The sequence below is a fragment of the Nocardia jiangsuensis genome (assembly GCF_042650385.1).
Lineage (GTDB): Bacteria > Actinomycetota > Actinomycetes > Mycobacteriales > Mycobacteriaceae > Nocardia > Nocardia jiangsuensis.
Genome location: NZ_JBHSAX010000005.1, coordinates 68,022 through 90,869, shown reverse-complemented (window position 1 = coordinate 90,869; position 22,848 = coordinate 68,022). Strand labels below are relative to the sequence as shown.

22 protein-coding genes are annotated in these 22,848 nt (G+C 71.4%); 9 read left to right on the top strand and 13 right to left on the bottom strand.

All coding sequences use genetic code 11. The features are described from left to right. Nucleotides 1-270 precede the first annotated feature (270 nt). Complete coding sequence (locus ACFO0B_RS05600; RefSeq protein WP_378611215.1) at nt 271-819, top strand: chorismate--pyruvate lyase family protein; 549 nt, start codon at nt 271-273, stop codon at nt 817-819. Between the two features lie 136 nt (nt 820-955). Further along, nucleotides 956-1,993, top strand: a complete 1,038-nt coding sequence (gene aroF, locus ACFO0B_RS05595; protein ID WP_378611214.1) for a 3-deoxy-7-phosphoheptulonate synthase — start codon at nt 956-958, stop codon at nt 1,991-1,993. Nucleotides 1,994-2,161: 168 nt separating this feature from the next. Here aroF and ACFO0B_RS05590 read toward each other — a convergent pair whose 3' ends face one another. From ACFO0B_RS05590 to ACFO0B_RS05575, 4 genes are all read right to left on the bottom strand, one after another. Continuing rightward, nucleotides 2,162-2,998: an HpcH/HpaI aldolase/citrate lyase family protein gene (locus tag ACFO0B_RS05590; RefSeq protein WP_378611213.1), complete on the bottom strand. Its 837-nt coding sequence runs from the start codon at nt 2,996-2,998 to the stop codon at nt 2,162-2,164. Next, the gene (locus ACFO0B_RS05585) at nt 2,995-3,957 is read right to left on the bottom strand and encodes a phosphoglycerate dehydrogenase (RefSeq protein WP_378611212.1); all 963 of its coding nucleotides are present in this window, start codon (nt 3,955-3,957) and stop codon (nt 2,995-2,997) included. The genes ACFO0B_RS05590 and ACFO0B_RS05585 overlap by 4 nt, the downstream gene beginning before the upstream one ends. A 76-nt stretch (nt 3,958-4,033) precedes the next feature. Beyond that, on the bottom strand, nt 4,034-5,359 hold the full coding sequence (locus ACFO0B_RS05580; protein ID WP_378611211.1) for a cation:dicarboxylate symporter family transporter: 1,326 nt from the start codon (nt 5,357-5,359) through the stop codon (nt 4,034-4,036). A gap of 32 nt (nt 5,360-5,391) precedes the next feature. Next, complete coding sequence (locus ACFO0B_RS05575; protein WP_378611210.1) at nt 5,392-6,558, bottom strand: mandelate racemase/muconate lactonizing enzyme family protein; 1,167 nt, start codon at nt 6,556-6,558, stop codon at nt 5,392-5,394. Between the two features lie 202 nt (nt 6,559-6,760). On the opposite strand from ACFO0B_RS05575, the gene ACFO0B_RS05570 reads away from it, so the two are divergent. The 3 genes from ACFO0B_RS05570 (at nt 6,761) to ACFO0B_RS05560 (ending at nt 9,761) form a co-directional block, all read left to right on the top strand. Then, on the top strand, nt 6,761-7,468 hold the full coding sequence (locus ACFO0B_RS05570; protein WP_378611209.1) for a GntR family transcriptional regulator: 708 nt from the start codon (nt 6,761-6,763) through the stop codon (nt 7,466-7,468). Between the two features lie 98 nt (nt 7,469-7,566). Beyond that, a complete protein-coding gene (locus ACFO0B_RS05565) occupies nt 7,567-8,649 on the top strand; it encodes a tartrate dehydrogenase (RefSeq protein ID WP_378611208.1) in 1,083 nt (360 codons plus the stop codon). Nucleotides 8,650-8,942: 293 nt separating this feature from the next. Continuing rightward, nucleotides 8,943-9,761, top strand: coding sequence for a carbonic anhydrase (locus ACFO0B_RS05560; protein ID WP_378611207.1), 819 nt, complete (start codon nt 8,943-8,945; stop codon nt 9,759-9,761). 19 nt (nt 9,762-9,780) lie between these two features. On the opposite strand, the gene biuH is transcribed toward ACFO0B_RS05560, so the two are convergent. Both biuH and ACFO0B_RS05550 read right to left on the bottom strand, forming a co-directional pair. Beyond that, entirely contained in the window at nt 9,781-10,464 is a 684-nt protein-coding gene (biuH, locus tag ACFO0B_RS05555) for a biuret amidohydrolase (RefSeq protein ID WP_378611206.1), read from the bottom strand. Beyond that, nucleotides 10,461-11,756, bottom strand: a complete 1,296-nt coding sequence (locus ACFO0B_RS05550; protein WP_378611205.1) for a cytosine permease — start codon at nt 11,754-11,756, stop codon at nt 10,461-10,463. Before ACFO0B_RS05550 ends, biuH begins: the two co-directional genes overlap by 4 nt. A 121-nt stretch (nt 11,757-11,877) precedes the next feature. Here ACFO0B_RS05550 and ACFO0B_RS05545 point away from each other — a divergent pair, with 121 nt between their 5' ends. Further along, on the top strand, nt 11,878-13,116 hold the full coding sequence (locus tag ACFO0B_RS05545; RefSeq protein WP_378611204.1) for a TMEM143 family protein: 1,239 nt from the start codon (nt 11,878-11,880) through the stop codon (nt 13,114-13,116). Here ACFO0B_RS05545 and ACFO0B_RS05540 read toward each other — a convergent pair. Then, complete coding sequence (locus ACFO0B_RS05540) at nt 13,082-14,059, bottom strand: NAD(P)H-dependent flavin oxidoreductase (RefSeq protein ID WP_378611203.1); 978 nt, start codon at nt 14,057-14,059, stop codon at nt 13,082-13,084. The two genes, ACFO0B_RS05545 and ACFO0B_RS05540, sit on opposite strands and share 35 nt — an antisense overlap. A gap of 175 nt (nt 14,060-14,234) precedes the next feature. Between ACFO0B_RS05540 and ACFO0B_RS05535 the strand changes: the two genes are divergently transcribed. Next, on the top strand, nt 14,235-15,269 hold the full coding sequence (locus ACFO0B_RS05535; protein WP_378611202.1) for an alpha/beta hydrolase: 1,035 nt from the start codon (nt 14,235-14,237) through the stop codon (nt 15,267-15,269). Here the strand turns inward: ACFO0B_RS05535 and ACFO0B_RS05530 are convergent. The 4 genes from ACFO0B_RS05530 to ACFO0B_RS05515 form a co-directional block, all read right to left on the bottom strand. After that, entirely contained in the window at nt 15,266-15,508 is a 243-nt protein-coding gene (locus ACFO0B_RS05530) for a cold-shock protein (RefSeq protein WP_378611201.1), read from the bottom strand. The two genes, ACFO0B_RS05535 and ACFO0B_RS05530, sit on opposite strands and share 4 nt — an antisense overlap. Beyond that, the gene (locus ACFO0B_RS05525; protein ID WP_378611200.1) at nt 15,509-15,670 is read right to left on the bottom strand and encodes a hypothetical protein; all 162 of its coding nucleotides are present in this window, start codon (nt 15,668-15,670) and stop codon (nt 15,509-15,511) included. Nucleotides 15,671-15,755: 85 nt separating this feature from the next. After that, nucleotides 15,756-16,247 (bottom strand): ATP-binding protein, encoded by a 492-nt coding sequence (locus ACFO0B_RS05520; protein WP_378611199.1) that lies wholly within the window; start codon nt 16,245-16,247, stop codon nt 15,756-15,758. Nucleotides 16,248-16,575: 328 nt separating this feature from the next. Further along, complete coding sequence (locus tag ACFO0B_RS05515) at nt 16,576-16,986, bottom strand: DUF7144 family membrane protein (protein ID WP_378611198.1); 411 nt, start codon at nt 16,984-16,986, stop codon at nt 16,576-16,578. 175 nt (nt 16,987-17,161) lie between these two features. Between ACFO0B_RS05515 and ACFO0B_RS05510 the strand changes: the two genes are divergently transcribed. Next, nucleotides 17,162-19,714 carry a LuxR C-terminal-related transcriptional regulator gene (locus ACFO0B_RS05510; RefSeq protein ID WP_378611197.1) on the top strand — a complete coding sequence of 851 codons (2,553 nt, stop codon included), beginning with the start codon at nt 17,162-17,164 and terminating at the stop codon, nt 19,712-19,714. 4 nt (nt 19,715-19,718) lie between these two features. Here the strand turns inward: ACFO0B_RS05510 and ACFO0B_RS05505 are convergent, their stop codons facing one another. Next, nucleotides 19,719-20,744 (bottom strand): DNA topoisomerase IB, encoded by a 1,026-nt coding sequence (locus ACFO0B_RS05505; protein WP_378611196.1) that lies wholly within the window; start codon nt 20,742-20,744, stop codon nt 19,719-19,721. Between the two features lie 110 nt (nt 20,745-20,854). On the opposite strand from ACFO0B_RS05505, the gene ACFO0B_RS05500 reads away from it, so the two are divergent. Then, on the top strand, nt 20,855-21,241 hold the full coding sequence (locus ACFO0B_RS05500; protein WP_378611195.1) for an ankyrin repeat domain-containing protein: 387 nt from the start codon (nt 20,855-20,857) through the stop codon (nt 21,239-21,241). A gap of 105 nt (nt 21,242-21,346) precedes the next feature. Here the strand turns inward: ACFO0B_RS05500 and ACFO0B_RS05495 are convergent, their stop codons facing one another. Next, nucleotides 21,347-22,720, bottom strand: coding sequence for an FAD-dependent oxidoreductase (locus tag ACFO0B_RS05495; protein ID WP_378611194.1), 1,374 nt, complete (start codon nt 22,718-22,720; stop codon nt 21,347-21,349). Nucleotides 22,721-22,848 lie beyond the last annotated feature (128 nt).

The window sequence follows — 22,848 nt, the reverse complement described above, 5'->3', positions numbered from 1 at the left end:
CGCCGCCGCGCAGCCGGAAGCGGAGCCGATGCCACTGATTCCGGGGGCACCGCCGGATCGACGGAAGATGCTATGGCCCAACGCAACCGCGCGGCCGGAGCACCGAGTGGCATCGGCATAGGGGGCTTGCCTAGGGGTTACCACTCGCGCCCGACGCGGCCAGGGTGAAACCCACCACGCCTTTCGGGAGCCGACCCATCTGCTTTCAACGCCGGGAACTTACATGAACGATTCATTCGCACAGACCTCCACTCTAGAGTTCGGATCGCCATGCGTACGGATGTAGCGACCAGTGACGAAGTAGCAATCCTGCTGCGGAGGCATTTTCGCGCTCACGGCACACAACCGGAAAACTGGTTCGATCTTCCGATCGATACCTTGAGTCCATTTCATCGAAATATTCTGGTAACCGATGGCACGGTAACCAGAGCACTCGAGGCCTACGCGCTCGAACCTATCGAGGCACAGTGCGTCGACCAGTACGTCTCGACCGATGGAGCGGACCACGACGCTCACCTGGAGGTGACCTCCTCCGAACCGGTGCTGGTGCGGCGGGTCGAACTGATCGGCGCCTGGTCCGGAACCCGCTACGTCCGTGCCCGGTCACTGATCGCCGTCGATCGACTGCCGCAGGCATTTCACGGCGCGCTGGCGGTCGAACCCGCCGGAATCGGAGCGGCACTGCGGGTCGTCGCTCCCGACTCGCACCGTGAACTGCTCTGCTACGGCCGCCCTCCCGAAGCCATCTGCGCCCGTCGCTACCGAGTGGTCGTGCATGGACGCCCGGCGATGATCATCAGCGAGTTCTTCCTCCGCTAGACAGGAGAAGCAGTGAGTACCACGACACCGTGCGGCAGCAGTGCCGAGACCGGCACGACGCGCGAATACCGGTCGATCCATTCGACTTTCGGCGGCATCGGAGTGCCTCGATCAGCGGGAAGAGGAGCGTAGCGCCATGGTGATCGTCATGTCCGCGGCCGCGGCCGGCTCCGACGTCGGCACCGCGGTGGCACTGATCGAGAAGGCGGGCGGACAGGCGTTCGTCAGCCGAGGAGCCGGCCGGACCCTGGTCTGCGTGGTCGGTGACCCGGATGGATTCAGCGCACTGAACCTGAGTGCGCTGCCCGGTGTCGACACCGTCATCCGCACCTCGGCCGCCTACAAGCTGGTCAGCCGGGAGAACTGCCTCGCCCGCTCCACCGTCCAGGTGGCCGGCGCATCGATCGGCCCCGGACACGTGACGCTCGTCGCGGGCCCGTGCGCCGTCGAGTCCTACGACCAGACCCTGCGCGCCGCCGAAATGGCCGCGGTCGCAGGGGCGACGATGTTGCGGGGCGGCGCCTACAAGCCGCGCACCTCGCCGTATGCCTTCCAGGGCCTCGGTGAAGCGGGTTTGCGGATCCTCGCCGATGTCCGGGAGGCGACCGGTCTGCCGATCGTGACCGAGGTGGTGGATGCCGCCGACGTGGGCCTGGTGTCCTCGTACGCGGACATGCTCCAGGTCGGCACCCGCAATGCCCAGAACTTCGCGCTCCTGCGGGCTGTCGGCGAAGCAGGCACACCCGTCATGCTCAAGCGCGGCATGAGCGCGACCATCGACGAGTGGCTGATGGCGGCCGAATACATCGCCCAACACGGCAACCTCGACATCGTGCTGTGCGAGCGCGGAATCCGCACGTTCGAAACCGCCACCCGCAACACCCTCGACATCTCGGCCGTGACCATCGTGCAACAGCTCTCCCATCTCCCGGTCATCGTCGACCCATCCCACTCGGGCGGCCGACGCGATCTGGTGCTGCCCCTGACCAGGGCGGCCGTAGCCATCGGCGCCGATGGCGTGATCATCGACGTCCACCCCGACCCCGCGACCGCGCTGTGCGACGGCCCGCAGGCCCTCATCGAAGGCGACCTGCTCGAGTTGGCGGACATCCTCACCCGGTGGGGCCGAATCACCGCCCGGCATGCGGATTACGCCGGAGCGAGCGCCTATTGAGTCCCGGGACATGCCCCACCGGCGGAACCGTGACGACGGGGCGGCGACACCGCCCTCCTTCGCGGCGAGCCGCCCGGAGCCGACCGACCGGGGTCACCGGGTCACGCCGTCATCAGCGGTGCGGGCGATGCGTGACAAGCGCTTGTGAAAAGAGGGCGATCGGCTCGGTCAGGTTTCGATTCCGAAGGCGTCGGCGAGGCGGGCGATGCGGCGTGCGTGGCCGAGGCGGGGCGGGTCGCTGCCGTCGCGGATGACCCGGCCGCGGGCGTCGAAGTCGGCGAGGAATTCCCGGGCCCGGGCGGTCTCGTCGGGGGTGGGGCTGAAGGCGTCGTTGACGATGCCGAGCCGGTTGTGCGGCAGGCAGAGTTTGCCGGTGAGGCCGAGGGAGACCGCGAGGCGGGATTTCTCGTGCAGGACCGCGGGGTCGTCGTCGACGGTGGGTCCGTCGATGGGTCCGGGCAGGTTGCCGATGCGGCTGGCGGTGACCAGGCGTGAGCGTGGGTAGGCCAGGGCGAGGTCGGTGGCGGCGGTGCCGGTGTCGCGGCGGTAGTCGCCGCTGCCGAAGGCCAGGCGGAACGCGCCGCGGGCGCGGGCGATCCGGGGTGCTTCTTCGATGCCGAGCGCCGATTCGACGAGGGCGAGCACGGGGGTGCGGGCCCCGAGGCGGTCGTAGGTCTCGGTGATCTGTTCGGGGGCCTCGGTTTTGGCGAGGATCACTCCGGCCAGGCCGGGCAGGTCGCGGAGCTGGTCGATGTCGTCGGACCAGAAGGTGGTGGTGCGGTCGTTGATGCGCACCCAGGCCCGGTGGTGTTCGAGCCTGCGGGCGACCGCGCTGCGGGCGGCGGGTTTGCCGGTGGGGTCGACGGCGTCTTCGATGTCGAGCACGATCTGGTCGGCTTCGCTGTGCGCGGATTCGTCGAGGGCGCCGGGGGAGGCGGCGCTGACCAGCAGCCAGGTGCGGGCGACGGTGGCAGGGACGGACCGGGTGACGGGTGGTGTGGTCATGGGCGTACCGGTTCGGTGGTGCCGACGGGGTGGGCCGGCTCGCGTCCGGCGAGGACAGCGAGCACGGCGTCGGCGGCGGCCAGCCCGGCGCGCAGCCGGGCCTGGGTGGTCTGCCCGGCCAGGTGGGAGGTGATGACGAGGTTGTCGAGGGTGCGCAGGGGGCTGTCGGCCGGCAGCGGTTCGTGGTCGAGGACGTCGAGGGCGGCCGCGCCGAGGCGGCCGGTGCTCAGGGCGTCGTGCAGCGCGTGGTGGTCGACGAGGCTGCCGCGGGCGGTGTTGATCAGTACGGCGCCGGATTTCATCGCGGCCAGGCGGGCACGGTCGATGAGGTGGTGGGTGCCGGCGCGGGGGCGGCAGTGCAGACTCAGGTAGTCGGCGGTGGTGACAACGGCGTCCAGGTCGGCGAAGTCGACGTGGGTGTGGTGCGGGTCGGGGTGGGCGGTGGCGACGGCGACGTCCATGCCGAAGGCGTGGCCGAGGCGGGCCACGGCGCGGCCGCCGGGGCCGTAGCCGATGATGCCGAGGCGGGCTCCGCGCAGCTCCCGCCCGGCCCGGCGGGGCCAGCCACCGGCGCGCACGCCGTCGAAGACGGCGGGCAGGTGCCGTGCGGTCGCCAGGATCAGAGCGATGGTCATCTCGGCGACGGCGTCGTGGTTGACGCCGGGGGTGTTGCAGACCCGGATACCGTGGCGGGCAGCGGCGGCCAGGTCGATCGATTCGTAGCCGACGCCGCTGCGGGCGATGACCTTCAGCCGGGGAGCGTGGTCGAGCATCTCGGCGGTGACCGGTTCGCCGGCGATGATCGCGGCCTCGGCCCGCCCGAACAGCGCACGGGCTTCGGTGCGGCCGCGGGGCCCGGTGGCCGGGGAGTAGACGGCGGTGTGGCCGTGGCCGGTCAGCAGCCGGTCGACCTCGTCGCCCGGTCGGAGGTAGTCGGTGGTTACCAGCACCTCTGCCATGCGGTTCCTTTCGGGAGGGGTTCGCCCCGGGGCGGGAGCAGCCGCTCCGGCCCCGGGGGAGGGTGATCGCGGTGGGTCAGCCGACCGGCTCGGGGTTCTTGCCCGCCAGGACGGCGCGCGCCCGGTCGGCGTCGAAGTCGTTCTCCCACTTGCCGATCACGATCGCGGCGAAGGCATTGCCGAGCACGTTGATGAAGACCCGGCCCTCGTTGAGGATGCGGTCGATGCCGACGATCAGCGCCAGCGCGGCCAGCGGGATGTGCCCGACCGCGGTGATGGTGCTCGCGAGCACGATGAACGCGCCACCGGCGATGCCCGCGGTGCCCTTGCTGGTCAGCATCATCACCCCGACCATGACCAGCTGCTGCTGCCAGGACAGGTCGATGCCGACCGCCTGGGCCAGGAACAGCGAGGCCATGGTGAGGTAGACCGCCGAGCCGTCGAGGTTGAACGAGAACCCGGACGGGATCACGATCCCCACGACGGACTTGCCGACGCCGAGTTCCTCGAGTTTGCGGACCAGCGCCGGGAGCACCGCCTCGCTCGAGCACGTGCTGAGCGCTACGAGCAGTTCGGCGCGCAGGTAGCGCATCACCGCGAACAGCCCCAGCCCGCATGCCCGCGCGATCGCGCCCAGGATCACCAGCACGTAGAGCAGGCAGGTGCCGGTGAACAGCAGGATCAGGTAGCCGAGCTGCTGCAGGCTCTCGGCGCCGTACTTCGCCACGACCATCGCCAAGGCGCCGAAGGTGCCGAGCGGCGCCAGCCGCATCACCCAGCTCACGATCTTGAACACCACGCTCGACAGTGCCGAGATGCCCTCGGTGATGGGCGCGGCGCGTTCGCCGGAGACGTTGAGCGCGCAGCCGAACACGATCGAGACCAGCAACGCGGCCAGGATCTCGTTTCCGGTGATCGCGCCGAACAACGAGCTCGGAATGATGCGGTCGACGAACTCCACCACGCCGTCGGCGTGCTCGCCCGCCCCCGGGATGGCCTCGGCGTCGAGCTCGTCGAGATTGATCTTCATTCCCGCGCCGGGACGGAAGACGTTGGCCACGACGAGCCCGATAAGCATCGAGATCAGCGACAGGACCATGAAGTAGGCGAGGGCCTTCGCCCCGATCCGCCCCGCTTTTCGCAGGCTGTCCATCGAGGCGATGCTGGTGGTGACGACGCAGAACACGACCGGGATCACGATCATCTTCACGATGGCGATGAACCAGTCGTTGAGCGGGCTCAGCGCGACGCCGAGGCCCGGCCAGATCAGCCCGACCGCGACGCCGAGGACCGCGCCGAGCAGGACCTGGACCCACAGCTCGGAGAGCAGCCCGACCCAGCGCGGGCGGCTCGGGCGGGTGGGCTCGGGCACTGTTTCAGGTGTATTGGTGGTGGTGGTCATCGTGTGCTCCTTTGCACCGGGAACCGGTCCGGTCAGCGATGCAGTGCGCGCAGCACGTCGTAGAAGGCGGCCTTGGCCTCGAAGCCGATGCCGGGGATCTCGGTGAGCCCGACCCGGCTGTCGCGGACCACCGCGCCGTCGGCGAAACCACCGGTGGGCTGGAACTCGCCCGGGTAGGACTCGTTGCCGCCGAGCTTGAGCGCCGCGGCGATGTGCAGCGAGAACTGGTGCCCGCCGTGCGGGATGCACTGGCGCGCGGACCAGCCGTGCTGGGCGAGCATCTGCTGGACGCGCAGGTATTCGGTGAGCCCGTAGCTCAGGGCCGGGTCGACCTGGATGATGTCGCGGTCCGGGCGCATTCCGCCGTAGCGGATCAGGTTGCGCGCGTCCTGCAGCGAGAACAGGTTCTCCCCGGTGGCGATGCGCCCGGAGTAGTGCTCGGAGAGCACGGCGTTGAGCCGGTAGTCCAGCGGGTCGCCGACCTCCTCGTACCAGAACAGGCCGTAGGGCTCGATGGCCTTGCCGTAGCTCAGGGCGGTGTCGAGGTCGAAGCGGCCGTTCACATCGACGGCGAGCCGCGAGCCGTCGCCGTCGAGGACCTCGAGGACGGCTTCGATGCGGCGCAGGTCCTCGGCCAGATCCGCGCCGCCGATCTTCATCTTGACCACGGTGTAGCCCATGTCGAGGAATCCGCGCATCTCGTCCTGCAGGTCGCGCAGCGTCTTGCCCGGCGCGTAGTAGCCGCCCGCGGCGTAGACGAACACCGAGTCGTCGGGCGCGCCGTCGCCGTATTTGTCCGACAGGTACCGGTAGAGGGGCTTGTCGGCGATCTTGGCCGCCAGGTCGAACAGCGCCATGTCCATGACGCCGACCGCGACCGACCGCTCCCCGTGACCGCCGGGCTTCTCGTTGGTCATCATCAGCTCCCAGGCCCGCGCCGGATCGAGCTCCCCGGCTTCGTCGAGCAGTGCCTCGGGATCGGCGTCGAGCACCCGCGGGATCATCCGGCGCCGCAGGATCTCGCCGGCGCTGTAGCGGCCGTTGGAGTTGAAGCCGTAGCCGATCACCGGCTCCCCGTCGCGCATCACGTCGCTGACCACCGCGACGATCGAGCAGTCCATGCTGCTGAAGTCGATCCAGGCATTGCGGATCGAGGAGCTGATCGGGACGACGCCCTCGTGAACAGAAATGATCTTCATCTGATTCTCCTGTGAACGGCCTGCGGCGCACTGCCCGCACGGGGTTCGGGACGAGAAGCGGCGAGTCCCGCTTCGAGGAAGTTCTTATAAGATGTAGGTCTTATAAGATGCAAGAGTGATGCTAGACTGAGAGTGGCGCCGAGCACAAGCACCAGTTGTGGCGGGCAGCACAGCACACCCGACAGTGATGAAGGAGAGCGCGATGGCGCCGACCGGCGTGACCAACGTCTTTTCCAGCAAGGGCGACGTCGCCTATGCCGAGGTCAGACGGCTGATCCTCACCGGCGAGCTGACCGCGGGGTCGCGGGTGCCCCAGTACGAGCTGGCCGAGCGGCTCTCGATGAGCATCACTCCCCTGCGCGAGGCCATCCGCCGGCTCAGCAGCGAAGGACTGGTCACCGTGGAGTCGCACCGCGACGTCCGGGTGGCCGCGATGAGCGCCGAGGAGGCCAGGCAACTGTTCGAGGTACGCCTCTCGCTGGACCCCACCGCCGCCGAGCTGGCCGCGCTGCGCCGCTCCGACCGCGACATCCTCGTCATGCGCGAGGCACTCGATCGCCTGCTGCCGGTGACCCGGCAGTGGGGTGAGGAGGGCCTGCTGGCGCACCGCAACTTCCACCGCGCGCTCTATCTCGCCTCCCACAACGACGTGCTGATCCGGCTGCTCGACGACGTCTGGGACAAGTCCGACCGCTACCGGCGCATGGGCCTGGAGCTGCCACCCGGCGACGAACCCCGCACCCGCGATCTCAACGAGCACCACCGGTTGTTCGATCTCGTGGTCGCGGGCGACGGCCCGGCCGCCGCGGCGCTCATGCGCTCCCACATCACCGAAAGCCTCACCGCCGCCGCCATCCGCGCACTGCAGGACCGCGAGAACAGCGCCGACACCGCTGCCGAGCCGGCCTGACCCGGGGCCGGACAACCACAACCGCAGCCCGCCGGCCGCGCCGGGAGATGTCTCCCGCGCGGCCCGATCCGGCCTGCCCGCACCGAGGAGCAACCACCATGGGATCCACGCACCGCATCGCCGTCATCCCCGGCGACGGCATCGGCACCGAAGTCGTGCCCGAAGGGCTGCGGGTGCTCGAAGCCGCCGCTGCCGCTTTCGATTTCACCCTGGAATACGAGCAGTTCGACTACGCCTGCGCCGACTACTACACCCGCACCGGAGCCATGCTGCCCGATGGCTGGTTCGATCAGCTCAACCGATTCGACGCCATCTTCTTCGGTGCCGTCGGCTGGCCGGAGGTGGTGCCCGACCACATCTCGCTGTGGGGCAGCCTGCTGCAGTTCCGCCGCCACTTCGATCAATACGTCAGCCTGCGCCCGGTCAAGCTGCTGCCCGGCATCACCAGCCCCCTGGCCGGACGGCTCCCCGGTGACGTCGACTTCTACGTCGTGCGCGAGAACACCGAGGGCGAGTACTCCAGCGTCGGCGGCAAGATCTTCGAGGGCACCGACCGCGAGACCGTCATCCAGGAGACGGTCATGACCCGCGTCGGCGTCGACCGCATCCTCGACTACGCCTTCACCCTCGCTCGAGCCCGCCCGCGCAAGAAGCTGACCTCGGCCACCAAGAGCAACGGCATCTCGATCACGATGCCCTACTGGGACGAGCGAGTGCTCGCGGCCGCGCAACGCTTCCCCGACGTCGCGGTCGACAAGTACCACATCGACATCCTCACCGCGAACTTCGTCCTGCACCCCGACTGGTTCGACGTCGTGGTGGCCAGCAACCTGTTCGGCGACATCCTCTCCGACCTCGGCCCGGCCTGCACCGGCACCATCGGCATCGCCCCCAGCGGCAACATCAACCCCGAGCGCCGCTTCCCCAGCCTCTTCGAACCCGTCCACGGCTCGGCCCCCGACATCGCGGGCAAGGGCATCGCCAACCCCGTCGGGCAGATCTGGAGCGCGGCCATGATGCTCGACCACCTGGGCGAACCCGAAGCCGCCGCCGCGATCATGACCGCCGTCGAAACCGTCCTGGCGCGCAGTGCCAGCCACGAGCTCACCCCCGACATCGGTGGCACCGCCACCACCACCGCGCTCGGCGAGGCCGTCACCGACCAGATCGCCCGCCCCTGACCCCGGCCTCGGACCGCACCGGCCCGGAAGACCGCCAGGAGGCGGCTTCCGCGGAGCCACCGGACTGCCGGGACCAGTGACGCAGGTCGCTCTACTACCCTCTGTCGGAGACGGCCGGGACCGCGCTACCCTGACTGCGGCAGAATCGCGAATCACGGTGCTCCACAGAACGGTTCACGCGCGGTGAACGTCCGGGCGCCGCCGCGATCCCTGCCGCGAAGCGCCGTCCGGGTGCTCGGGGCGGTGCGCTCGCACCGCACGGGGCGGCGAAGCTCGTCCGTGAGGAGTCCCCGATGTCACGACGGTTCGACGATGCCGCCGCCTTCCATCCCGCGATCAGCCGCCGCCGGGCGCTCGCCGCTGCCGCCGCTCTGCTGATCCTCCCGGGGTGCGGCGCTCCGGGAGCGCGGCCGGAGCCCGGGGAATCCCCTCCCCCGCACTGGGATTACGACGCGGAGGGGCCGGGGCACTGGGCGGAGCTCGACGGCCGCTACGGCGTGTGCGGCTCCGGGGCCGGGCAGTCTCCCATCGACCTCGGCCATCCGACGCGGGTGGCGCCCGCCGACCACATCGATGTCGCGTACGGGCCGGTGCGCGGGCTGGAGGTGGTCGATACCGGGCACACCATCCAGGCGAACGTGCCTGCGGGCACCGGGCAGCACGTCGTCGTCGACGGACGGCGATTCGCGCTGACCCAGTTCCACTTCCACGCGCCGAGCGAGCACACCATCGAAGGGGCGGGCGCCGCGATGGAGTTGCATCTGGTGCACGTCGCCGAGGGCGGGGCCGTCGCCGTGCTCGGCGTGCTGCTGGAGGTGAGCGAGCGGCGATCGGCGTTCGGACCGGTGCTCGGGGAGTTGCCCCCGGCGGGCGGGGTACGCGCCGCGGCGGCGCTCGACCTGCGCGAGGTGCTCCCCGGCGATCTCGCCCAGTTCCGCTATACCGGCTCGCTCACCACGCCGCCGTGCACCGAGGGGGTCGCCTGGACGGTGCTCCGCCATCCGGTCCCGGTCGGCCGGGACGAGGTGCAGCGCTATCTGACGCGATTCCCGCACACCAACCGCCCTGTCCAGGCGATCAACGGCCGGGCGGTGATCCTCGGGGGAGGTTGAGCACTCGTCCGGAGGTCGATCAGGCCGCCAACGCCGCGATCACCCCGGCGGAATCCGACACCGCCCCGAAGACGCCGCCCTGCATGGTCACCATGTGCAGGGCGGCCTCGTGGTTCCCGGGATCGGTGGCGCCGGTGCAGTCGGAGAGGATCAAGCATTCGTATCCGCGATCGTTGGCCTCGCGCATGGTCGTGTGCACGCAGACGTCGGTGGTGATCCCGGTGAGCACGATATTGCGGATTCCCCTGGTGCGGAGGACCAGATCCAGATCGGTCGCGTAGAAGGCACCCTTGCCCGGCTTGTCGATGATCGGCTCGCCGGGCAGCGGCGCGACCTCGGGCACGATCTCCCACCCCGGCTCCCCCTGCACCAGGATCCGCCCCTGCGGGCCCTCGCTCCCGATCTCCGCACCGATCTGCGCCGAACGCCACCGCTTGTTCGCGGGGAGATCGGCGAGGTCGGGCCGGTGTCCCTCGCGGGTGTGGATCACCGTCAGGCCGGAGCTGCGCGCGGCGGCGAGCAGCCGGGCGGTGGGCGCCAGACCGGCGCGGGTGAGGGCGAGGTCGTAACCCATGGCGTCGACGTACCCACCCGGCCCGCAGAAATCGACCTGCCAGTCGATACAGACCACGGCGGTGACGGCCGGATCCAGCGGCCCGTCGTAGGGCCAGGCGTAGGGGCGGGCGTCCACTTGCTTGGTCATGCGGTGACAGCCTCTCGGTTGCGCAGGGAAAGGGCGGAGAAGACGGCGGCGCCGACGACCATGCCGACGATGGCGTCGGAGAGCGCGGGTGCCCATTCGTGGGCGGCGAGGGCGGCGACGGCGCCCACCGCCCAGGCGGCGAAGGCTTCCCAGCGCCAGGCGGTCTCGCGGGCGACGCGATGACGGAGCACCAACTGGTCCAGGATCAGCACGATGCCGATCGGCGGGACGATGACACCGAGCAGGTTCAACCAGGTCTCGAAGTGCGACCACACGCCGGCCACCGCGAGCAGCACGCCGATCACCCCGAGCACGACGCTCAGCGCCCGCATGCGCTGCCCGGTGAGCTGACTCCACCCGACGGCACCGTTGTAGAGGCAGTGCGCGCACACGGAACCCAGGTTCACGAAGACGAAGATCACCGCCACCGGGACGAGCCAGCCGCCCTGGTCGATGAGGATCGACAGGAAGTTGCCGCCGTCGGCAGCCGGGTTCGCGGCGGCGCCGAGCGCGACGATGAGGCCGCCGATCACCAGGGCGACGGTGTTGCCGACGGGGAACGCGGAGAAGGCGGCGAGGAATCCTTCGCGACCATTCCTGGACCACCGGGTGAAGTCGGCGGTCATGGTCCCGGAGTCGATGAAGCAGGCGATCACCAGCGTGACGGCGGCGCCGAGGCTCAGGGCGGAACCCGCCCCGGCGTACCCGAGCGCCGAACTCCAGCTCGATTCGCCGAGCGCGAGCACCACGGCGGTGATCCCGAGCGCCAGGTAGAGCGGTGCGGCGATGACGCCGATGGCGGAGAGCGCGCGAATCCCGAGCAGGGTGACCAGGACGTACCCGATCCCCGCACCGAGCGAGGTCAGGCGCTCGTCCCAGCCGAGGCTGGTGGCGAGGATGGAGCCGGTGAGCCCGGTCTGGAAGGCGAACCAGCCGATGACGACCGTGGCCAGGAACCCTGATACCAGTCGATAGCCCCGGCGGCCGAACGTGTCGATGGCGATGAGCGCGAAGCTCTTACCGGTCTTCCCCGCCAGGTAGCTGAGCGCACCGACGTAGCCCATGAGCACCAGATTGCCGAGCAGGATGGCGAGCATCCCGCGCCAGAAGCCGAGCGAGTACACGATGAGCCCGCCGAAGACGGCGCAGGTGAGGATCATCGGGAAGCCGAGCCAGACGGCCGACACCGATACCAGGCTGCGACGCGCGGCGGTGGGCACCGGGACGCTTTCGTACTCGTCGCTCGGCAGCGGCGCTGCGGCGGGTGGCGCCGTATTCAGCTCTGTACTCATGGCTGTATACGTTCGCGACCTGATGTTTCCTCGACAGCGGCGCGCTGTTACGGGTCTGTGTCCGGATCGGGCCCCGGTTACGAGGATGTAGCCGAAGGCTCCCGGCCCTAGGCTTTCCGCCGTGGATGTCGCCGAACACTTCCTCCCCTTCCGTAAGAACACCGTGATCGCGCTGTGCGCCGCGGAACTGCCCGACGCCGAGCGCGGGCCGTTCACCGACTTCGCCCGGCTGCTCGCCGCGCTGGTGCACCACGAGTTCCACGAGCGCGGAGAGGCCGCGCTCGACGCCTACCAGGTGGTGGATCCGTCCGAGGACGAGCGGGTGCTCAAGCCCGCGACGCCGGAGCAGCGGGCGGCGGCGCGGGTGACGGTGGAGCGTGAACTGGTGGCGCTGGCGGAGGCGGCCGACTACACCCGGATCTCGGCGGCGGAGATGCGGCAGGCATTCACCGAGCACGCGCTGGTGAAGGTGCGGCTGGAGGTGGACGAGGGCGAGTTCGAGACGGCGCTGTTCTTCCGGCGCGGGGTGTCGCAGCGCACCGAGCGGGTGCCGTGGCTCTTCGGGCTGCGCCACCGCGAGCTCGAATTCACCAGCTACGCCAAGGTTCTCGTCTACATCGCGTTCACCGAGCGGGAAGGGCGGCCGAACGGCGGGGTGCTGCTGAAGCTCTTCCAGAATGTGCCGAAGAACGATCTGGAGATGCTCTACCCGACGGTGCGGGTGCGGATGCGGCCGCTGGACAAGCTGCTCATCGGGGTGCCCGCGGCGGTGTCGGGGATCGTGGTGGTCGCGACCAAGCTGATCGCCTCGCTGGGGCCGGTGGTGCTGCTCCTGCTGTTCTGGGCGGGGCTGCGCGAGGATCCGGTGCGGCTGGATCAGGCCGCGCTGATCACGCTGGGGGCGGGGCTCGCCGCGTTCGGCGGGTACCTGGTTCGGCAGTTCTCGAAGTTCAAGAACCGCAAGCTGCAGCTCATGCAGACGCTCTCCGAGCACCTCTACTTCCGGAACCTGGACAACGATCAGGGGGTCTTCCACCACCTGCTCGGCGCGGCGGAGGAGTCCGAGGTGAAGGAGGCGGTGCTGGCCTACCACTTCCTGCTCACGGCGGAGGCCCCGCTCACCGGAGCGGAGCTGGACGCGCGGGTCGAGGAGTGGTTCCGCCAGCAGTGGGGCACGCGGTTCGACTTCCGGATTCGGGACGGGCTGCGCCGGCTGCGCGAGCTGGAGCTGCTCACCTCCGACGAGCGCGGCGGGCTCGGGGTGCTGCCGCTGACGGCGGCGCGGGCGCGGCTCGACCGGCGCTGGGACGGGCTGTTCCGGCGGACTATCCCCGCATCCCCGCCAGTCGCCCGGCAATGATCCGCTCGGCGTCGCCGACGATCCCCTCGACCACCTCCTTGCAGGAGAGCACCTCGTCGATCAGCCCCTGCGCCTGACCGGCCCACCACAGCCCGCCGTCCATATCGCCCGCACCCAGCACCTCGCGCCTGCCGCGCTCTCCGGAGGCCAGGTGCGCGACATCGGCGAAGGTGGCGCCCGGCCGCCGGGAGAGCTCGACGATCTCCTCGGAGACGGCATTGCGCGCCACCCGCGCGGTATTGCGGAACTCGCGGAAGATCACCTGGGTGGCGCGCTCGTCGTTGGCGACGATCTGCCGCTTGACGTTCTCGTGGATCGGGGCCTCGGTGGTGGCCACGAAGCGGGTGCCCATGTTGACGGCGTCGGCGCCGAGCGCGAGCGCGGCGACCAGTCCGGCGCCGTCGGCGATGCCGCCGGAGGCGATGATCGGAATGCTCAGTCTGCGGGCCGCGGCATTGATCAACACCAAGCCGGGGACGTCGTCCTCGCCGGGGTGGCCCGCACATTCGAAGCCGTCGATGCTGATGGCGTCGACGCCGAGCCGCTCGGCCTTGAGCGCGTGCCGCACGGCGACCGCCTTGTGCACCACCTTGACGCCGTTGGCCTTGAAGGTCGGCAGGTGCGGCTCGGGGTTGGCGCCCGCGGTCTCCACGATCTTCACGCCACCGGCCACGATGGCGTCGCGGTATTCGTCGTAGGGCACCGGGTTGCGGGTGGGCAGGATGGTCAGGTTGACGCCGAAGGGCTTGTCGGTGCGCTCCCTGACCCGCCCGATCTCGGCCAGCAGCGCCTCCGGCGTCGGCTGGGTCAGCGCGGTGAGGAAGCCGAGCGCACCGGCTTCGGCGACCGCGGCGATGAGCTCGGCGGTGCCGATCGCGGTCATCCCGCCGCAGACGACGGGGTGCTCTATCCCGAATTGCTCGGTGAACCTGGTCTTCAACACCGTTCGATGAGACCACATCGGGACAGCGAGGGAAATGACGTTCTCATGCAGTGAGAGCGCTGTCACTGTCCCCGGTTTCCCGGACGAGGCTTTTGGGGGCTGGCAGTTGCCGGCCGCGCGGCGTTGAGTGTGCGCGGGGGCGCGTCATCGGACGGCCCGGGAGGAGCGAGGACACATGCGGGGCAGGGTTGTGGCGGCGATGGCGCTGGTGCTGATCGCGGCGACCGGGGCGGGGCCGACGGCATCGGCGGAGCCGGCCGCCGTCGCGGCGAGCGCGACGGCGCCGAACGGGTCGCGGATCGAGAAGGTGGAGACGGTGGACGCACGGAATCTCGTGCTGCACATCCACTCCGCCGCCATGGGCAAGACGGTGCCGGTCGAGGTGCAGCGCCCGGCCGACACCTCGCAGCCGCGCCCGGTGCTCTACCTGCTGAACGGCGGCGGCGGTGGTGAGGACGGCGTCGCCACCTGGGCCGGGAAGACCGACGCGCTCGGCTTCCTCGCCGACAAGGAGGTCAACGTGGTCACCGCCATCGGCGGCCGCTGGAGCTACTACGCGGACTGGGAGCGCCCGGATTCGGTGCTCGGCGTGAACAAGTGGCAGACCTTCTTCACCGAGGAGCTGCCGCCGATCATCGACGCGGCGCTGCGCACCAACGGCAACAATTCGATCGCCGGGATCTCCATGGCGGGAACCTCGGTGCTGCTGCTCGCGATCACCAAGCCGGGGCTGTACCGCAGCGTCGGCGCCTACAGCGGCTGCGCGCAGACCAGCGATCCGATCGGACACCGGCTGGTGCGGATGTCGGTGGAGACCTGGGGTGGCGGGAATGTCGAGAACCTGTGGGGCCCGCCGGAGGCGCCGGGCTGGACGGCCAACGATCCGCTGGTGCACGCCGAGAAGCTGCGCGGCACCACGCTCTACATCTCCAGCGGCTCCGGGCTGCCCGGCCGCTACGACCGGCTGGGCGACCCCTTCATGATGGGCGACCCGAACAATCCGGAGCAGCTCGCGAACCAGATCGTGATCGGCGGCATCATCGAGGCGGGCACCGCCTACTGCACCCGCAATCTGGCGAACCGCCTGGCGGAGCTCGACATCCCGGCAACGGTGGATATCGCGCCGGAGGGCACGCACTCCTGGGGGTACTGGCGGGACGATCTGCAGCGCTCCTGGCCCACGCTCGCGGCGGGGCTGCACGGAAACTAGGCGGCGAGCTCGTGCTCGGCGGCGAGCGGGCGGACCACGGCCGCCTCGGCGCCGGTGCGGCCCTGCACGCTGGTGAACCGCACCTGCTGGCCCTCGGCGAGGGTGCGGTAGCCGGGCTGATCGATACTGCCGAACTCGACGAACACCTCGGCGTGGTCGTCGGCACGGATGAAGCCGAAGCCCTTGGCGGCGTCGAACCAGGCGACGGTGCCGGTGCGCCACTCGGAGCGGGGTTCCATCTACGCGCCCGCCGCGGCGGCGTCGGCGCCGGACCCGCGCATCACCTGCTGCCACCACGAGGAGAGCGGGCTCGGGTCCGGCCACTCGACCGCGGGGGCGGAGTCCTCGGGCTTGTCGGTGCGCTCCGAACCGATTCGATTCGTGCCGGACTGACGGGTCATGACGGCGTTCTCCTCTGCATCGATCCGCCACCGGACACCCGGTGGTAGTCGCGATATGCCCGCGAGTCCCGAAATGAAACCTCGGCTATCGGACCGCGCGGAGCAGCCGCTGCCGCTGATGGCTGAAGTCGACGACCGTCGGGTAGCCGCCGCGGTGCGAGTCGAAGGGCGTCTGGTCGACGGCGGCCCGGTCGGTGAGCGAGCACAGGATGTGCCAGCCGAAGTGGTCGGGGTCGAGCGGCGACTCCGCACGGGTGACACCGCTGATCCGCACCGTGATCCGTCTGGCGTCGACCGTGACCGCGCAGCGAACGGTGGAGCCGGGGGCAGGGTCGGCCATCAGGGCGGTGGCGGCCTCGTCGATGGCGAGGCCGAGGTCGATGGTCTCGGCGGTGTGCAGCCCGGCCTGCAGCCCGGCCGCCTCGGCGAGCGCACGCAGCGTCATGAGCTGGGAGAGGTCGGGCGCGACTCGGAACTCGACCCGGGCCGGGGTGGCGGCGGGGCGGGAGCGGGGGCGGGGCCGCGCGGCGGGGCGGGTGCCGCGGTGGTCGCGGGGGAAGTGCGGACGCAGGGACATGCGGTTGCCTGTTCCGGACCTCGCGCTGGGTCAGGCCGGGTTCGGGGCGCTGCCGTTCCGGTCGGCGGAGCGGCCGTCCGGCCGCCGGATGAGCCGGGGCAGCAACCCCGAGCGTCGCCTGGCGCGGGAGATCCTGCTGGTCGATGCGGTGTCGGACGTGGTGACACCGACGGTGGTGGTGACCGAGTGCGCGGCGTCGTCGCCGGAGCGTGTTCTCGAATTCGGTGCTACCCGGTTCCCCGGCGTTCATTCGGTCCGGCCGGCCACCGCACACGGGAAGCGGGTACCGGAGCCGAGGCCCCGATACCCGCCGGTGCTGCGCCCGACCTCAGGCCGCTTCGGGGCGCCAGGTGGCGACGGCCCAGATGACCACCACGTCCAGCGCGATGACCAGCAGCGACCACGCCGGGTAGTACGGCAGCCAGAGGAAGTTGCTCACGATGGAGAGCGCCGCGAGCCCGATCGCGGTGATCCTGGCCCAGGTCGCCCCGGTCATCAGCCCGACAGCGGCGATGCCGAGCAGCACGCCGAGCACGATGTGGATCCAGCCCCAGGTAGTGGTGTCGAGCGAGTACACGTAGTCCGGGCCGACCACGAACAGCGAATCATTCGCGACCGCCGAGATTCCCTGCAGCACCGAGAGCACGGCGACGGCGAGCAGCAGTATCGATGCCGCGATCGATGTCGCCGCCGCGAAGCCCTGGCGGACGGGGTGTCCGGTTTCGCCTGCGTGTGTCATGGGAGACCCCTCTCGTCGGGTGGGTGTTCGGTGTCGCCGAATCTCCTCTCCCGACCCGCCGGGCGCATCACCCGATTCGGGTGAGTTCTATTCCTACCAGCGGAAACGGGGTATCTTCACTTTCCGAGGAACGATTTGCCTGAAAGTAGCTCGATGGACCGTCCGAGGAGGCGGCATGGTGCTCTCGACTCGGATCGGCACGGCGGGTTCCCACACCATCGCGCGACCCGCGCTGGTCGCGGCGATCGAGGAGGCGATCCGGCCCGGCGCGGCCCGGGTGCTGGTGCTGAGCGCCCCCGCCGGCAGCGGCCGCACCTCCGTACTCACCGCGTGGGCGGAGCAGAGCCGGTTCGCGGTCGCGCTGCTGACCGTCACCCCGGAGCGCGCGGCGGCAACCGCCTTCGCCGGTGTGCTGGCCGTGCGGCTCGGTCTGCCCGTTCCCTCCACCGGGCACCGCACCCCGGCGAGCGCGCTCACCGCGCTGCTCGCCGCCAGGCCCGACGACGGCACGCACACCGTGCTCGTCATCGACGACGTGCACCTGATCGACGATCCGCTGGTGCTGGCCGGGCTGGAGCAGTTCCTCCGGCTGGCGCCGCCGACCCTGGTCACCGTGCTCTCCGGGCGCTTCGACCCGCCGCTGCGCTGGCACACCATGCCGGACCAGCGCATGCGGCGCTTCGGCGCCGACCGGCTCGCCTTCACCGAGGCCGAGGCGGCGCTGGTCTGCGCGGCGCAGGGCTGCCCGCCGGAGCCCGCCGAGCTGGCGGCGATCATGCGGCTCACCCGCGGCTGGCCCGCGCTGGTCCGGATCGCCGCACTCTATCTGGGCGCCTACCCCGGCGATCGGAGCGCCGCGCTGGCGGTGCTGGCCAGGCCCGCGACCGCGGTCTCCGACTTCCTGATCGGCGAGCTGCTCGACTCGCTGCCCGCCGGGCTGCGCGACTTCCTGGTGCTGACCAGCGTGCCGGAGGAGTTCACCGAGCCGCTGGCCGCGCTGCTGGCCGGGCCGGACACCGGCGACCTGCTCGACCGGCTGGAGCGGCTCGGCTTCCCGCTCACCCGCACCGGCGCGGCGGGCACGCTCTGGTACCGCTACCACCCGCTGCTGCGCGCCTTCCTGCTGGCCGAGGTGAACCGGCTCGGCCGGGAGCGGGCGGCCGGACTGCACCTGGTGACCGCACAGTGGCTACAGGCGGCCGGGCTCGGCTCGGCCGCGCTCCCGCACCTGCTCGCCCAGCCGGACGACGAGCCGATCCGCGGCTACCTGTGCACCAGCGGCCCCGCGGTGGTGCTCGCCGGTGACGGCCCCGGGCTGCTGACGGCGCTCACCAGGGAGCGGCCGCTGCTCGCCGACGATCCGTTCGTCTGGGCGCTGCGCGCGGTGGACGCGCTGGTGCGCGGGGAGAACGCGAACGCCGTGGCCTACCTCGACGTGCTCGGCACCAGGAGCGGGACCCCGTCGTTCGCGCCGCCCGGCTGGGTCGCGGCGCTGGCAGGCGCCGCCGGGCTGGAGGCGGCGCTGGTCACCGCCGGCGAACTGGCACCGGGCGCGGAGCCGCCGAGCACCGCGCACCCGGACATCGACGGCTACGCCGCGGTGCAGTGGGCGACGCTGGCGGTGCTCGACGGCGGCCGGGAGCGCGGTGCGGAGCTGCTGCGCCGCGCGCTCACCCTGGCCGAGAGCACCGGGCAGCCGCGGCTGGTGGTGCGCGCGGCCACCCGGCTCGCCATGGCCGCCGGGCTCGCCGACGATCTGGGCGGCATGCGACGGCGGGCCGGGTACGCGCTGGACTGCGCGGCACGGCACGGCGTCCCCGAGGTGTCCGACGTCGCGCAGGCGCGGGCCATGCTGGTCTTCTCCGGGTACCTGCGCGGGGAGGAGCACGGCGGGGCGGCGTTGGACGGGGTGTTCGCGGTGCGGCCGGACGCGGCCGGGATGGCGGATCCGGTGGCAGGCAGGCACGCGCTGGTGCTGGGGTTGCTGGTCCGCTGCGGGCAGGCCGACGACCGGTACGCGGCGGTGACCGCACTGCGTGAGCAGCTGCTCGCGCTGCTCGACCGGCACCCGCGCCCCGCCGTGGTGAGCGGGCTGGTGCGGCATGCCGTGTGGGAGCTGCTCGCGGTGCACGAGCCGGTCGCCGCGCGCGGCCTGCTCGACCGCGCGCGCGAGCGGCTCGGGGAGCTGCCCGACGTGACGGTCGGGGCGGCCGCGCTGGCCAACGCGGCCGGGCGGCCCAAGGCGGTGCGGTCGCTGCTGGAGCCGATCGTCGAGACGACCGTGCCGCGGGTGACCGGGGTGACGGCACTGCTGCTGCTCGCCGCCGCGCACCGGGCCACCGGGATGCCCGCGCGGGCCCGCGGCTGCCTGGAGTCGGCGGTCGAGCTGGCCGAGCCGGAGCATCTGGTCCGGCCGTTCCTCGAGGTGCCGGGGGTGATCGGGATGCTGGACGAGACCGCGGGGTGCTTCGGGCACCGCGACGCCTTCGTCGCCGCGGTGCGCGGGCACGCGGCGGCCGGGCGCGGGCGAGCGGACCACGGCCTCACCGAGACCGAGCGGCAGGTGCTCGCCCGGCTGCCGTCCGGGCGGACGGCGGGCGAGATCGCCGCCGACCTGGGCATCTCGGTGAACACGGTGAAGACGCATCTGCGCGGCATCTACACCAAGCTGCACGCGCACTCGCGCACCGGCGCGCTGGACCGGGCGCGGCACCTGGGGCTGCTCTGAGCGCTCAGGCCGCGCGGCGGGCCCGGTTGCGGTCGCGCAGCAGGCGGATCACCGCGCGTTCGACGACGTCGCGGCGGGCGTCTTCGTCCTTCTGCTTCTCCGCGCGCGGCAGCGCGTCGGCGATGGTGTCGCCGTTCTCCCAGGCGCGCACCACCCGTGGGTCGACGTAGGACTCGCGGGCGACGGTCGGGGTGTTGCCGAGTGCCTCGGAGACCGTCTCGAAGACCTCCCTGCGCACCCGCTTGCGGCCGCGCTCGGAGTCGGGGCGGCCGAGCGCGGCGAAGGTGACCGCGGCCAGTACCGTGCCCTGCCAGGTGCGCAGGTCCTTGGCGCTGCACTCGCAGTCGGCGAGCTCCTTGAAGCGGGCGTTGATGTCGTCGGCGTGCAGCTCGCGGTAGGCGTCGCCCTGCCGGTAGACGAGCAGCCGATCGGAGCCGGAGCGGCTGCGGCGCAGTGCGCGCACCGCCCGCGCCAGCCGCGCGTCGGTGACCCGGACCCGGCGGTGCAGGCCGCTCTTGGCGATGTAGTCGAAGAGCATGGAGTCGCCGCTCACCGTCGCCTGTTCACGCAGCAGGGTGGCGACGCCGCGGGTGCCGTTCTCCTCCGCGTACTCCTCGCCGCCGACCCGGAAGACCCCGCGCTCCAGCAGGTCGACGGCGACCGCCTCGACCCGGCGCCGGGGCAGCCCGCTCAGCGCGAGGTCGGCGTGCACCCGCTCGCGCACCACCGGCAGCTTCGCGGCCAGCGTGAGCACCCGGTCGAACTTCTCCTCGTCCCGCGCCGAGCGCCAGCGCTCGTGGTAGAGGTACTGCTTGCGCCCGGCCGCGTCGGTGCCGACGGCCTGGATGTGCCCGTTCGGGTGCGCGCTGATCCACACGTTCTTCCAGGCGGGCGGGATCACCAGTGCGCGGATGCGCTCGATGTCCTCCGGGTCGGCCGGGCCGCCGTCGGCGGTGTGGTACGAGAAGCCCCTGCCGCGACGCACCCGTCGCAGGCCGGGCCCGCCGGGGTCGCTCCGCCGTAACCGCATACCTCCGGATACCTTCGCAGCGCCCGCTCATTCCTGCTCCGCCGGTGGTGAGCGCCGCTGTTTCCGGCCCGCGCCGCCGGGTAACCAGCGTGCTTCGGCATGATGGGCCGATGAGCGAGACACCTGATCCGAAGGTCGTGGAGCTGGCCGGCCGGATCTTCGACCTGGCTCGGACCGGCGCCGCCGAGGCGCTCGCCGGGTACCTGGACGCCGGGGTGCCGGTGGATCTCACCAACGACCGCGGAGACACGCTCGTCATGCTGGCCGCCTACCACGGGCACCTGGACGCGGTCCGGGTACTGCTGGAGCGGAGCGCCGACCCGGATCGGGTGAACGATCGCGGGCAGACGCCGCTGGCGGGGGCGGTCTTCAAGGGTGAGACCGAGATCGTGCGCGCGCTGGTCGCCGCCGGTGCGGACCCGGATGCCGGGAGCCCGTCCGCCCGCGCGGCGGCGGACATGTTCGGCAGGGCCGAGCTGCTCGCGCTCTTCGGGTGAGGGGCCGGGCGGGCGAAGCCGGCGGCGGCCAGCGCTCCCGGCCTGCGGCGCGGCCGCATCACCACCGGCAGTCCGGCCGCGTCGTTACCGGCGGTCCGGCCCGCGTCACCACCCGGCGGCGCGCACCGCCGCCACCGCCTTGCGGGCGGCGACCAGCACCGGATCCCAGACCGGCGAGTAGGGCGGGGCGTAGCCGAGGTCGAGGGTGGTCATCTGCTCGACCGTCATCCGGGCGGTGAGCGCGACGGCGGCGATGTCGACCCGCTTGCCCGCGCCCTCCTGCCCGACGATCTGGGTGCCGAGCAACCGGCCGGTGCGCCGCTCGGCCAGCATCTTCACCGTCATCGGGGTGGCATCCGGGTAGTACCCGGCCCGGCTGGTCGACTCGATGGTGACGCTCACGAATTGCAACCCGGCCGCGGTGGCGTCCGCCTCGCGCAGCCCGGTCCTGGCGACCTCGAGCGCGCAGACCTTGCTCACCGCGGTGCCGACCACGCCGGGGAAGGTCGCGTACCCACCGCCGACCCCGGTGCCGATGATCTGCCCGTGCTTGTTGGCGTGCGTGCCGAGCGCGATGTGCCGCAGCCGCCCGGACACCAGGTCGAGCACCTCGACGCAGTCGCCGCCCGCCCAGATGTCGGTGTGGCCGCGCACCCGCATGGCCAGGTCGGTGAGCAGCCCGCCCTCCTCCCCCAGCGGCAGCCCGGCCGCGGCCGCCAGCTCGGTGGCCGGGCGCACGCCGAGGCCGAGCACGACCACATCGGCCGGGTACTCGCCGTCGGCGGTCCCGACCGCGCGCACCCGGCCGTCCGCGCCGGTGCGGATGGCGGTCACCTCGGCGTCGCCGACCACGGTGATGCCCATCCCGTCCATCGCCTTGCGCACCAGCGCGCCCATGTCCGGGTCGAGGGTGGACATGGGCTCGGCGCCGCGGTGCAGCATGGTCACCCGGTAGCCGCGCTGGATGAGCGCCTCCGCCATCTCGACGCCGATGTACCCGGCGCCGATCACCACGGCGGCACCGGACTCCTGGCCGGTCAGGGTGTCGATGAGTTCCTGCCCGTCGTCCAGCGTCTGCACGCCGTGCACGCCGGGGGCGTCGATGCCGGGCAGCGGCGGGCGCACCGGCCGGGCGCCGGTGGCGATCACGAGTTTGTCGTATCCGGTCCAGGATTCCGTGCCGCCGTCGTCGCGGACCAGGACCCGGTGGCCCGCGGGGTCCAGCTCCAGCACCTGGTGGCCGAAGCGCAGGTCGATGTCGCGCTCGCGGTGCTCCTCGGGGGTCCTGGCGATCAGGTCGTCCCGCTCCCGCACCGCGCCGCCGACCCAGTACGGGATGCCGCAGGCCGAATACGAGGCGAAATGCCCGCGCTCGAAGACCACGATCTCCAGCTCGCCCGCGCCCTTCAACCGCCGTGCCTGCGACGCCGCGGCCATTCCGGTCGCGTCCCCGCCGATCACCACCAATCGCTCGCTCATGGGCGTCACGCTACGCCCGGCGGGTGTCCGGACCGGTCCGCGATACCGCGACCACCGCGCCCGCGCCTAGTACGGTGGAGCGGGCCACCGCGCGTGATCGGGGCCCGGCGCGAGAGCAGGAAAGGGTG